Source organism: Paenibacillus abyssi, from assembly GCF_014640295.1.
GTDB classification, from domain to species: Bacteria; Bacillota; Bacilli; order Paenibacillales; family Paenibacillaceae; genus Paenibacillus_D; species Paenibacillus_D abyssi.
Genome location: NZ_BMGR01000023.1, coordinates 1 through 13394, shown reverse-complemented (window position 1 = coordinate 13394; position 13394 = coordinate 1). Strand labels below are relative to the sequence as shown.

Below are 13394 nucleotides of genomic sequence, written 5' to 3'. Positions count from 1 at the left end.
AATCTCACCCTACTCACCTGCCTTTGCGGAAAGCATTGCCTCTATGTATTCTATCATTGTTTTCCACAGCGGACGATAACCTCCCAAATTCCTTGGGAGGTTATCGTCCTTACGCATAGTTTATCGGTTTTTAAAGGCCTCATTTATTTCTTCGGACATTTTGATAAAGTTCTGGTCATTCTGCAGCTTGGCAACAAAATCATCCCATGCTGTGATCGGCTCTCTACCTAGAATGATTTTTGTTTTTAAATCCTGTTGATTTTTCATAAATTCAGGCATGTAAGTTGTTCCCGTTTCCGAATAGAGTCCAAGCGCGCTGTCAGCTACGCTGGTCTTTTCCCTTTCGTCCTGTATTTGGGCATAGAGCTGCTTCGTCTCTTCAGGGAAAGATATTTTTACCGTACTCGCATACGGATCCGAGACATAGACGATCTGATTGAAATCGCCGACGGCATCCGCCGTCATTTTATCGGTGTTCAATTCGATCTCGCCATTATTCAACGTGTGGTGGATGCCCTCAATGCCCCGCTGATGCAATATAAAGACCTCGTCCGTCATCCATTTGTCCATCATCGCCAGTATCTTCTTCATTTTCTCTTCCGGCACCGATTTCGGAATTGCGTTCATTCCGGCAAATCCGGGACCTTTCGGATTGTAACCGTTGATGCTCGTTAACGGCAATAAATTCATGAAGTCAAACTCAGGGTTCGCCTGGGCCAGCGCATCATAGTACTCCTGCAGAGCGCCTGACTTTTCAACAAGGATGCCGGCTTTGCCTGCTGAAAACATCTCTTTGACCTGCGTCATCTTCAACGAAGCAAAATCAACCGGAATTAACCCTTCGCTGTAGGCTTTAGCCGCATATTCTAAGCCTTCACGCGTTTCAGGCAGTGTAGCGACATGAACCAACTGTCCGTCCTGTTCTTTCCATTCCCCCGTAGCGCCGGTGAAAATATTGACTAACAGTCCCAGGGTGCCCATATCCGTCGGATTTACCTGACCGGCAATCGCTACCGTATCGTCCTTGCCGTTCTGATCAGGGTCCTGCTTCACGAACGCCTTCATCACTTCATATAATTCGTCTGACGTCGTAGGCGGCTCGAGCCCCACATTGTCCAACCAATCCTTGCGAAGGATGAAGAAGCCTTCTCCTTCGGATGGGCGCGGACGTGGTACGCCGTAATTCGCGCCGTCAATTTTCGTCAAGTCCCAGGCGATCGGCGCAATCTTGCTGGATAAGTTCGGATAATCCTGAATATAAGGCGAGACATCCCAGAATGCGCCCTGATTAGCCGCTTGTCTGAATACAGGATCGAAGGGGTCTCTGACAAGGATTAAATCGGGAATGTCACCGGAGGCCAGCGTCACATTAAACTTGTCGACATAATTATTCGATGAGACCCATTGAATGTTCAGCTTGGTGTTTGTCGCTTTCTCAATCTCCCGTTTCACGGGATTGTCATCTGAAGGCGGGGTCGGGCTGAAGAAGTGATTCATCACCGTTATTTCCACAGGCGCCTCATCCTGCGGTGCCGGCTGCGCATTTCCTCCATCATTCGTCGTGCCGCTGCCTGTGTTTCCTTCCTGATTAGCGGTCTGATTGGATCCGCTGCATGCAGCTAAAACAGTAGAAATGGAAACGATTAGAACAAGCATCCACAACATTTGTTGCTTTACCGATTTCCCTTGCATCATTGTTCATCCTCCCCTTCAACATTTTAATCTATATGATAGGGCTTCCTTTCGGAAATCCTCCATCACCCCTTGATCGATCCTACCATAGCGCCTTTGGCAAAATGCTTTTGCAAGAATGGGTAGACCATTAGGATCGGTACAATCGCAATGACGACGGCTGCCATTTTCAACGTTTCACTCGGCGGTGGCTGGATCAACGGATCGACATCGCCAAGGCTGCTGCTGGACGCATCGATCAGCATATTTTGCAGCAGCACTTGAATCGGCCATTTATCAGCGTCGTTCAGATAGAGCAGCGCATTGAAATATTGGTTCCAATAGGCAACGGCGAAAAACAGCCCGAAAGCGGCAAGCGCCGGCAGCGACAGCGGCAGCACAATGCGGATCCATGCGGTTATATCATTGCAGCCGTCGATCGCAGCGGCCTCCTCCAGCTCGTCGGGGATGCTGTCATAGAAGCCGCGCATCAGAATGACGAACCAGCCGCTGGATAAAGAAACAAAAATCACCGACCATATGCTGTTGATTAATCCCAGCTCTCTAACTAATAAATAGTTGGGGATAATCCCGGGACTGAATAGAATGGTGAACAAAATCAGAATCAGAAACAGCCTTCTTCCCCGCAGCCTCTTTCTTGACAACGCGTACGCCAAGGAAGAGGTAACCGCCAGGCTGCACAACGTGCCGACGCTGGCCAGAAAAGCGCTGACTCCCAACGCTTTTGGAAAGGCTTCGGTAGAAAGCAAATATTTATAGGAAGCAAGCGACCAATTCTCCGGAAACAGGATGACGGTCTTGCGGAGATATTCGGCCGGTTCCGTAAACGATACAACAAACACATAATAAAGCGGAAAGATGGTCACACACCCGATCACGCCCAAGACCGCAATATTGATCGCGTTGAACAGCTTGTCGCCAAAGCTTAATCTCACAGCCTTCACCTCCTTCTAAAATACGCCCTCTTCACCGAATTTCTTGGCCAGCTTATTTGCCAGCAGCACTAAGGCCACACCTACAATGGATTTGAATAATCCGGCAGCCGTGCTGTAGCTGAACTGTCCCTGCTGAATCCCTACACGGTACACATAGGTGTCGAATACTTCAGCCACATTTGATACCGCTCCATTGTACATCAGGAATACCTGCTCAAAACCAACCTCCATGATGTCTCCTAAACGCAGAATAAGCAAAATGACAATGACATTGCGAATCGCCGGCAGCGTGACGTGCAGCATCTGTTGAATTCGATTTGCTCCGTCCATTCTTGACGCCTCATACAATTGGGGATTCACGCCGGCAATCGCCGCCAGGAAAATAATCGTCCCCCACCCGGCCTCCTTCCATATCGATTGCACCGTGAGAATGATCCAGAAAATATTGGGGTTTGTGAGAAAATCGATCTTAGCAAAACCAAAGTAAGCAATTAACGAATTAATAATGCCTTCCGACTGGGAAAGCATGATAAAGCTAAGACTGACGATAATGACCCAGGATAGAAAATGCGGCAAATAAATAATCGATTGAATCGTCCGCTTATACAGCTCACTCCGCAGCTCATTTAAGAGAAGAGATAGAATAATAGGAAGCGGAAAGAAGAAACACAAGTTCAGCAGATTGATCGCCATCGTGTTGCGGAATAAAATCATGAAATCCGGATTCGAGAAAAATCGCACGAAATGGCTAAGTCCGACCCACTCGCTGCTCCCAAATCCCAAAAATGGCGAATAATTTTGAAATGCAATGACAATGCCCCACATTGGTAAATATTTAAAAATCAGAAAATACAACAACCCCGGAAGGGCAAGCAGATACAAGTATTTATCCTTTTTCAAGCTTTTCCACAAGCTCAGCGAGCCACTAAGCCTTGTGGCTGTTCCGTTCTTTCGCTTAAGAGCTGCTTTTCCCTCCACGATCATCCCTGCCTCTCACATTGGTCATGACGCCGATCAGCCTGGCTGATTTCAGATTAGAGGACATGTTATTTTCCTGCAATTATACTTTCTTGAATGGGCTGAAAAAGCGGTTAGCACTTTTTTGCCTGAATTGACTTTTCTGGAAAAAGCCCATGAATAAAGGCTTCCTCCATCTAAAGAATGGAAGAAGCCTTTCAGTTCAAAAATAATTCATTCTACAACCGACCGTCAGAGTCGGCTTGCTGCAGAAATTTCCGCATTTTGATCACTTCGATTCCGGCTAACATCACAATCCCGATGCCATGCGTATCGTTCAAATTCCAAGTCAGCTCATCCTTATAATACAGCGGGGAGAACGAATAGCCGGAGCCTCTGCATACCCCGTAAATGTTCCCCTGGCTATCAATTGCGATCCGGGTCATGCCTTCCCATGCGCTCAGGACCGCTTCAATATAAAGCTCAGCTTTCTTAAGCCACCCATAACGGATGCCTCTGGAGAAGGCATAGATGAACATGGATGTGCAGGACGTCTCTTCATATGACGCCGGCATCGTTAACACTTGATACCACATCCCGGTTTTCCCTTGTAATCGCAAATACCCTTCGCATAACTCCCGGAAAAATGCCAGCAGCTCCTCTTTTAACTCATGCTCCTGCGGCAGAACGGCGAGCAGCTCGGTAAGCGAGAATAACACCCATCCATTTCCCCGTCCCCAAGGGATACCGGTTTGCTTTCCGAATTTGAAATCATAAATATGCGACATATAGCCATGCTCCGGCATGAACAAGTATTTCTTGTAGAGCAGAAACTGTCTGGCCGCATCGTCTAAATAAGTACGGTCTCCCGTTAATTGATAATATCTGCAAAGAAAAGGTGTACTCATATACAGATCGTCACACCACATCGTATCCTTCATCATATCCGTGCTGCCATGTGCGCGATATAAGGCTCCGTCGGGCAGCCTGTCCTGGATGCGGGAAATATAGTCAGCTATTCGATCGGCGGCCTCCCTTGCGCCCTTGAGCTCCCGTTCATTCATCGCAAGAAGCATGGTTGCGCCAAAAGATCCGCAATCATCCAAGGAATCAATGGCGGACAGCTGTTGATTGATCGGCGCAGCGCCATACTGCTCTTTGTCCCATAGCGCGTATTGATCATAGGAGGCGCACAGCTCAATATGATCCAGCACATAATCAGCATATTTCGTACTGCCGAGTTCAAGCCCGGTTTGCAGCAGGCCATACAACGTCACGCCCAGCGGATAATTCCATTTCCCGAACAGCTTATTTTCCAGATAGGGCCTGATGACCATACCCGGAGCATCCAGCTGCCAGTAGACACCGCCTTTACCGTTTTCAAATCGTGTATCCATTGTACACAAACGATCAATGAAAGGCTCTTCCGTATTTTCGAATGGCCCTAAATATAACCACACATCATCTGTCCCTTGAATAGATACAGGCTGCCCAAGCGATAATCCATGTTCGAGAGGCTCCAATTCAAAGCCCCATGTCTCTTCCGTGCAAATGGAGTGAATAACAAGATCATGTTCCCCAAACGCGAGCAGAAACTGCGTTTTAAAGGGACCTCCTTGCTCTGAAGCATAAATCTTCTGTTTATTAACATAGATTGCTAGAGCGCCATGATGGCTTCCCTTCAGCTCAAAGCCCCGCTGCCCTGGAACCCGATTGTGAAGCTTCGTCCAAGCAAAGGCAGACTGCTCCGGCTTCGTGCCGAATATTCTGGTCAGCTGTCCGGCTGCCTGCGCTTTCTCATCCCATTCCAATTGGGGCTGCCAGATCAGTCCAGTAACGGTTTCCGTCTGTCCCTCAGACGGCAGCATCAGCAATTCTTCATTCAGAGGCTCCGTATAGATCCAACCCTCCTGTCCGCTTCGCTCCACCGAAGGGGACAGGAAGTGCAGCGGCATTCCCTTCATCGATCCCGTTCCGAAACATCCGCCGCAGCCCGTCGGCGTCTTCATAAATTGGATGATAACATGGTTCCACCCCGGATTAATCGCGGCAGTAATAACTTGCGTTCGCTGCGGGAATACATCATCCATAATGCTGGACTTAAATACTTGTTCCCCGTTGATATAGATTCGAGTCGGGCCAAAGCAGCTTACGCTAAACCGATATTCAGCCTGCTGTTCACTCCACAGCTTTGCCCATGCATAGACGTACTGAAAATCCTTGATCTCCTGATATTCCGCCTGGAAATCAAACACATACTGAATCTTGTCATTACGAATGATTCCCTCCTTGCAGAAAGCCCTGAATACCGGCCCATGCCTGGGATGCTCCCCGATGTACCGGTCGGCAATGACTTGCAGCGTCTCCTCCGGCCGTCCCTGAACCTTATGGTACATACTATCTAACGCGTGAAAGTAAGACATCGCTTCAGCTCCTATAACGCAATCTATTCACCATTTCATATGGTAAAATAAGAGCTTTATCGATTCAATCGTACTTTTTTGTGCGAATAACACTTTTGAAATTGAATATCATATATCCCAATTTTTAGGATACTCCATAATCTTTGTCTAAATAATAATTATTCTAAATTAAGTATTGATTTATTGCCGTGAAGCGTTATCATAGTATGTGTAGTGGTACCAAAATAATCTAATGAGGTGATTCTATTATGAGTACAGAAAAGAACAAACTCACCACGAGTTGGGGCGCTCCGGTTGGGGATAATCAGAACTCCATGACAGCCGGCGGACGCGGTCCAACATTAATTCAAGATGTTCACCTTCTAGAGAAATTGGCGCATTTCAACAGAGAACGTGTTCCAGAACGTGTTGTTCATGCTAAAGGTGCCGGTGCACATGGGTATTTCGAAGTAACTAACGACTTGACGCAATATACAAAAGCTAACTTTTTATCTGAGGTAGGCAAGCGCACGCCGATGTTCATCCGTTTCTCCACAGTTGCAGGTGAGCTTGGTTCTGCCGATACGGTGCGTGACCCGCGCGGCTTCGCCGTGAAGTTTTATACGGAAGAAGGAAATTATGATCTCGTCGGCAACAACACACCCGTCTTCTTCATTCGCGATGCCGTCAAATTCCCGGACTTTATCCATACACAAAAACGCCATCCGCAAACGCACTTAAAAAATCCGAACGCGGTATGGGATTTCTGGTCCTTATCCCCTGAATCCTTACATCAAGTGACTATTCTGTTCTCCGATCGCGGCATTCCTGCAACGCTCAGACATATGCACGGCTTCGGAAGCCATACCTTCAAATGGGTGAATGCTGAAGGACAAGGCGTATGGGTAAAATACCATTTCAAAACGGAACAAGGCATCAAAAACCTTGATGTCGATCTGGCTGCCAAGCTTGCAGGTGAAAACCCGGATTACCACATCGAAGACTTATTCAATGCAATCGACAAAGGTGACTTCCCGGCTTGGAAATTATATGTGCAAATCATGCCGTTAGAGGATGCGGACACGTATCGTTTTGATCCGTTCGATGTAACGAAGGTCTGGTCTCAAAAAGACTACCCGCTCATTGAAGTCGGCCGTATGGTACTGAACAAAAATCCGGAAAACTACTTTGCAGAGGTTGAACAAGCCACCTTCTCACCTGGTTCATTTGTTCCTGGTATTGAGGCGTCTCCGGATAAAATGCTGCAGGGCCGCCTGTTCGCATACTCCGACGCTCATCGTTACCGCGTTGGCGCAAACCATAACACGCTGCCAATCAACCGGCCACAAGCTGAAGTGAACAATTATCAGCGTGACGGTGCTATGCGTGCTGATAACAACGGCGGTGGTTCCGTATACTACGAGCCGAACAGCTACGGCGGACCAACAGAAACACCGGAGAACAAACCGGCCCCTTTCGAGGTATCTGGTGAAGCAAACAGCGTAGGCTATGATCATCACGATCATTACACGCAGCCTGGTGACTTGTACCGCCTGTTGAGCGAAGACGAGCGCACCCGCCTCGTTCAAAACATTGTCGGTGCAATGATGCCGGTGGAAAAAGACGAGATCAAGCTTCGTCAAATCGGACACTGGTACAAAGCAGATCCGGAATTCGGACAGCGAATCGCTGAAGGGTTAGGTCTATCCGTTCAAGTTTAATACCTATACTTACACATATCATGATTTTTCTAAACATAACTAAGAAGCCCCTATCCGGCCGGATAGGGGCTTCTTCGTTAACCTCCTGGTCGCTACGCTGCCGCAGCGCCTTCCTGGAGCTGCTTCATTTGTTTGCGGGACCGTCTGAAATATAATAATTCATACATAACAGGAACAACGACCAGCGTAAGCAGTGTCGAGCTCGCTAATCCGCCGATTACAACTACCGCAAGGCCGCTGGAGATGATGCTTCCTCCGCCAAGCCCGATTGCAAGCGGGATCAGCGCGCAGATCGTAGCAATCGCAGTCATCAAGATCGGACGCAGGCGCGTTCCGCCTGCTTCGATTAACGCGTCGCGAATCGAATGTCCTTTTTCGATTTGCTGCTGGACACGCTCAACCAAGACAATCGCGTTCGTCACGACAATACCGATTAACATCAAAAACCCGATTAGGCTGGAGATTGAGATCGGCTCGCCTGCCACCATGGTTCCGACCAGACCGCCGATAAGGGCAAACGGCAGGGAAAACAATACAGCCAGTGGTGCGCGTCCTTCCTGGAAAGCTACGACCATTACAATATAGACCATGCCTACGGCAATCAGCATTGCAAGCAGCATATCGGTCAGCATTGTTTGAACATCATCATTGCTGCCGCCAAGCGAATATTCTACCCCTGCAGGAAGCGATATTTTTTCCAATTGTGCAGTCAGCTCTCTATTGACTTTGTTAACGTCTTTATCTGTTATTTTTGCCGTAACCGTTGAAAACTCGGCGCTATTCTTCAATTGAATCGCGCTTGGCAGTTGGACTTCCTTCACATCAGCAATATCCTTGACAGTAACCTGGGTACCCATTGGCGTATTCAGCTTTAAGCTTTCGATATCGGATATCGACTGAAGCGATTCACCGCTTAACGCCAGATACAAATCATTCGACTGCATGCCATCTTCGATTCTGCCCGCTTTCATCTCTGTCAAGAACGGACGCAGCATCATCGATGCTTGTGCCGCAGATAATCCATTCGCTGACGCATCCTTCTGACGGACTTCGATGGCGATGCCTTTTGTACCGACCTGCAGATTATTGCTGACGTTATCCGTACCCGGCATATTACGGACCGTTTCCGTAATTTGTTCGGTCGCAATGCGAATATCTTCTATGGCCGCACCAGTTACCGTAACTGCGATCGAACCGCCACCGCCGCCGTCTTTTACCAGTGAGAATTCACTGCCTTCAGGAACTGATAACTGCGGGTTCATGTCTTCTATGAATTGATCCAGGTCGGTATTGGAGCTCAGCCCAAGGAACCATTCCGCTGTATTGCTCTCCGTGCTGCCTGTCATCCCGCTTCCGATCGTTATATTGCTATTTTCTACTCTACTGTCCTTCGTAATCACAGCATCTAAACGTTCGGCTTCTTTTTGAATCGCATCCAAGCTTGTGCCTTGCGGCATTTTTAGATTCGCAAACATATATTTGTAATCTGTCTCAGGCAGGAAGGTCACGCCTACCGCGCCTGCAAAGATCGGGACCAAGCTGCCGATAAAGAGCACGCTCGCAGTAAGAATAACTATAATCTTATGGTTTAACGACCAACGGAGCGTTTTCTTGTAACCTCGGCTTAACACCGACTCGGCATGCTCCTTTGGCGTACGCTCTTTCATCAAAGACCAGGCCAATAAAGGCACCACGGTTAATGCCACAAGCAGGGAAGCCAGTAAAGCAAAAGCGACCGTTAATGCAAATGGCCTAAAAAATTCACCGGTAATGCCCTGCAGCAAGCCTAATGGAGCAAATACGGCAATCGTAGTCAGTGTCGAAGAGGTAATCGCTTTGCCTACCTCCATCGTCCCCGATTGGATCAAGTCCTTGGATATCTTCTCGCTTTGCAGGCGACGGACGATATTCTCGATCACGACGATGCTATCGTCAACCACCCGTCCGATGGCAACCGCCATGCCGCCGAGTGTCATTATATTAAGCGTAACGTCTGTAAAATATTTCAGACAGATCAGCGTAATTAAGATGGACAAAGGAATAGACACAATCGCGATGATCGTCGCTCTAAAATTACGCAGGAAGAACAGGATCAGGATCGAAGCAAATAGTGCGCCGAGCGCCCCCTCCCGGGCAAGCGTGTGAACCGACTCCTTCACATCGCTCGCACGGTTATACATCATAAGCGATTGGAGTTTGCCTTCCTTCTCCATGTCGTCGTATACGCTCAATACGTCGTCAGCGACCTTTACCGTATTGGCCGCTCCGGTCTTAACAATGTTTAGCGTGACGCTCGGCTCCCCATTGGTTAAGCTGATGACATTTAGCGCCGCGCCTTGTTGGATGTCTGCAATTTCACTTAAGGTTAACTGTCCGCCAGGTGATACAATAAGCTGTTCTAATTGTTGGATTGAGCGGATATTCCCTTGCACAAATACAGGTAAGCTGCTTTGGTTCATCGTAACTTCACCAAGCGGCACACTCAAGTTATTCGCCTGCAGCGCCATTTGAACTTGATCATACGTCACTCCGTTTTTCGACATGGCTGGAGCATCCAATCGGATATACACACCGTCATCAACTAACCCGGTAGTTTGAACCTCAGCCACTCCTTCAATCCCTTGCAGGGTCGGCAGCAGCGTATTTTTTACCAGGTGCGTCAACTCTTCCTGCGATACGCCGGACGCAGGAGATACCGTTGTATACATAATCGGTTGGTTTGTCGTTGAGAAGTACATGACTTGAGGCTTCTCTACCTCTGCAGGAAGCTGAATACCGGAGAGCGCCTCCTGCACCAGCGCATTTTTCTCCTTCATATCATCGCTGTACCCGAATTCCAGCTGCAGCATGGATACGCTGTTAGCTGATTGGGAGGTGACATTCTTGACGCCATCCACATTGCGCAGCGCCTTCTCCAGCGGCAGAGTAACCTGACTAAGCACCTCGTTCGGCGCGGCTCCAGGATATACCGCTTGAACCATAATGCCCGGGAAGGATACATCCGGCATTTGCTCCTGATTAAACTTTCCTGCCGAATAAAGCCCGCCGACAGCAATGAGGATGACCAGCAGTGCAATCGCTACTGGATTCCTTAGTGAAAAACTTGTGAACATTTTCATGAGTTGCCTACTCTCCTTCATCTTTTCCAGAACATGGAATGTTGAACTTGTCGCTTCTCATTGTATCTGGATTAGCGAAGGCCGATAACGGTCTGAGGATTGTATTTCAACCTGGACTTAAGACGGGGACTATCTCGGTCTTCAGTAAGGCGAGATGGATGTGGAATCCAACAATGTAAGTGAGATGAATGTGTAATTCAACAATATTGCTGAGATGAAATCGTAAAATAAGCCGCAGAGCTTGGCTCCGCAGCTTTCAGACTGGCTTACGAAGGCACAATGCCCAGCCAATTCCGTAAAACACTTATAAAAATAGATCGGTTCTGGTCAGGACTCCTGCTGTTCGCTTTCCGCCACTTTTTTAATATATAAATTCCTCTCCAGCAAGAAGCTCTTCATATACTTTTCAAGGAAAAGCACGTCGGCCACTTTTCCGATCCATCCGAGTGGAGAAGTGTAATCGAAGGTGTCAATCATCAGCGTCTGGCTGCCCCGCTCAATAAACTCATGTTTATGCCAAAAGCGCTTGAATGCGCCGCTAACCATCTCATCTGCAAAGTAGAACGGCTCCTCAAGCTCAGTAATCTTCGCGGTCAGATGCTGCTTAATACCAAAGTGAACGGCTTCCCATGTCACTGATTCTCCAACATTTATCAAGCCGCTTGTTACACCTGCTACCGCTTTTTCATTGGTTTTGGCAGTTGACTCCATATGAATGTCGATACTCCTAGCCAATTCAAAACACCGTTTTCTGGGAGCGCTAATAAGCAGTTCGGTTCGAATGACAGGCATTTGCAACCCACTTTCTTTATAACAATCTCTTTCTGCATTTTACCCAAAATACAATTAGATGCCTTGCTTTCATAGACAAGGTCAATCTCTTTCCAGATCTTGCTGCGAATTTGGAAGCCGTAAAGTAAGGAACAGCATTAACAACCCAATTGCCGCGCAAACCCAGGCCATGCTGTGCAGATGGGCAGTCGTGATGTTTTTGCCGAATAATGCAGCAAGCAAACTGGAAGACAGGATCGTGCCCATAAACCGTGAGGTCATGAATAGGCCGGATGCAACACCGGTCTCTTCCTTCGAGACAAATTCGTACAGAGCCATCTGCAGCCCTAAATTATTAAAAGCATTGCTGATCCCTAACACGGAAAGGATAATGAAAATGATTGCCGCACTCGTTTGGTCCTGAATAAGCAGCAGAAGCAAAGTGCCCAGAATGATCGTCAGTGTTCCAAGCAGCAGCGACGGCTTCGAACCGCTCCGATCGATCCAACGGCCGGCAAACGGTGTAATAAGAACCCCAAAGCCCGCAATCGAGAGCATGACAAGGCCGGTTTGCTGCGCATCCATCTGCTGCACTCGCTGCAGATAGGATGGAATGCCGAACATGATGGAATAAAATACGATATTAACCAAGATAAACTGCGCATAGATTAACGTCACCTTACCATTTTTCCTTAAAAAACCGACATCGATAAACGGTCGGGATTTTCCAAGCTCAAACCGGTAAAACATAAAGCTGAGCACTATACTGACTCCCAGCATCCATAGGTTAAAGCCATTCTCAAAGGACAGGAAAAACAACAGCCACATAAAAATGGTAATAGAAAATAATAGAACCCCGGACCAATCCATATCAGATATGCTGCCAGTCCGTTTCGGATCACGGGGAAACAGCTTCCAGGCCAATATAAAAGAACCAGCTATAAACGGGAAATTGAACAGAAAAATGAACGGCCAATCTCCATAGTGAATCAGGAATCCACCAAGCGATGGTCCAAATGCCGCCGATGTGCCGGAAAAAACCGACAAAATGCTAAGCGCTTTAGCTTGGTTCGATGTGATTTGACTGCGAATTATTCCCATGCCCGCCGGATATAGCGCTGAGCTGCCGATGGCCTGGATGATACGAAAGCCGATCAACCAGCCAAAGCTGGGAGACAAAGGGGCCAGACAAGAGGCTAACGTTACTAAACATAACCCCAGCATGAACACCCGCTTACGTCCGAATAAATCGCTCCATTTCCCCATAATTGGCTGGCCGATCGCGCTGGCAAGATAATAGGTTGAAATGAGCCATGACACATCGGCAAAGGTCAGATGAAATTCATCCTGAAGACGGCTTAAAGCAACCGATATCATGGTCGTATTGAGCGGATTCAACAGCGTTCCGAGCGCTACGGCGATTACAAGAAGCAATTCTGTTCTTTTAGATCGGGACGGATCCAGCGTCAATAACGTCACCTCATTATTTGTTGATCTTTTATAGCTAATTCTAAAGCTTCAGCTCAAGAAGTGAAAGTGTAGTTTAATGATACTCGATTCGAACAACTGAATAAGCAAGTATCCCGACTTGCTCACGATTTTTCAGGTACTCAAACCGGGAATACCGGGATATACCACACCTTGAACATTAAAAAAACCTGCTGAGGGTTCCTCAACAGGTTAAAGCTGCAGCCTATCAGCTGAAAGCTTTATAAATAAAATAACTTACACCTTAAAAACCGGATGCGAAAGTGATGAATTACCTTAGCTGTCTTGCTGTTGTTTAGGATAAGCCCT

Annotated in this window: 8 protein-coding genes; 1 reads left to right on the top strand and 7 read right to left on the bottom strand. The window is 47.7% G+C overall.

The genetic code is table 11. The features are described from left to right. Positions 1 to 120: 120 nt before the first annotated feature. The 4 genes from IEW11_RS23725 to IEW11_RS23710 all read right to left on the bottom strand — a co-directional run bounded on the left by IEW11_RS23725 (position 121) and on the right by IEW11_RS23710 (position 6007). Positions 121 to 1695 carry an extracellular solute-binding protein gene (locus tag IEW11_RS23725; RefSeq protein ID WP_229725641.1) on the bottom strand — a complete coding sequence of 525 codons (1575 nt, stop codon included), beginning with the start codon at positions 1693 to 1695 and terminating at the stop codon, positions 121 to 123. Positions 1696 to 1757: 62 nt separating this feature from the next. After that, the gene (locus IEW11_RS23720; RefSeq protein ID WP_188533577.1) at positions 1758 to 2627 is read right to left on the bottom strand and encodes a carbohydrate ABC transporter permease; all 870 of its coding nucleotides are present in this window, start codon (positions 2625 to 2627) and stop codon (positions 1758 to 1760) included. 15 nt (positions 2628 to 2642) lie between these two features. Beyond that, complete coding sequence (locus IEW11_RS23715) at positions 2643 to 3611, bottom strand: ABC transporter permease (RefSeq protein ID WP_188533576.1); 969 nt, start codon at positions 3609 to 3611, stop codon at positions 2643 to 2645. 212 nt (positions 3612 to 3823) lie between these two features. Next, positions 3824 to 6007 carry a glycoside hydrolase family 88/105 protein gene (locus tag IEW11_RS23710; protein WP_188533575.1) on the bottom strand — a complete coding sequence of 728 codons (2184 nt, stop codon included), beginning with the start codon at positions 6005 to 6007 and terminating at the stop codon, positions 3824 to 3826. A 248-nt stretch (positions 6008 to 6255) separates the two neighbouring features. On the opposite strand from IEW11_RS23710, the gene katA reads away from it, so the two are divergent. Further along, the gene (gene katA, locus IEW11_RS23705) at positions 6256 to 7707 is read left to right on the top strand and encodes a catalase KatA (protein ID WP_188533574.1); all 1452 of its coding nucleotides are present in this window, start codon (positions 6256 to 6258) and stop codon (positions 7705 to 7707) included. A 92-nt stretch (positions 7708 to 7799) separates the two neighbouring features. Here the strand turns inward: katA and IEW11_RS23700 are convergent, their stop codons facing one another. From IEW11_RS23700 to IEW11_RS23690, 3 genes are all read right to left on the bottom strand, one after another. After that, the gene (locus IEW11_RS23700) at positions 7800 to 10826 is read right to left on the bottom strand and encodes an efflux RND transporter permease subunit (protein WP_188533573.1); all 3027 of its coding nucleotides are present in this window, start codon (positions 10824 to 10826) and stop codon (positions 7800 to 7802) included. A 327-nt stretch (positions 10827 to 11153) separates the two neighbouring features. Then, on the bottom strand, positions 11154 to 11618 hold the full coding sequence (locus tag IEW11_RS23695; RefSeq protein WP_188533572.1) for an SRPBCC family protein: 465 nt from the start codon (positions 11616 to 11618) through the stop codon (positions 11154 to 11156). Between the two features lie 81 nt (positions 11619 to 11699). After that, positions 11700 to 13067: an MFS transporter gene (locus IEW11_RS23690; RefSeq protein WP_229725636.1), complete on the bottom strand. Its 1368-nt coding sequence runs from the start codon at positions 13065 to 13067 to the stop codon at positions 11700 to 11702. Between the last annotated feature and the right edge of the window lie 327 nt (positions 13068 to 13394).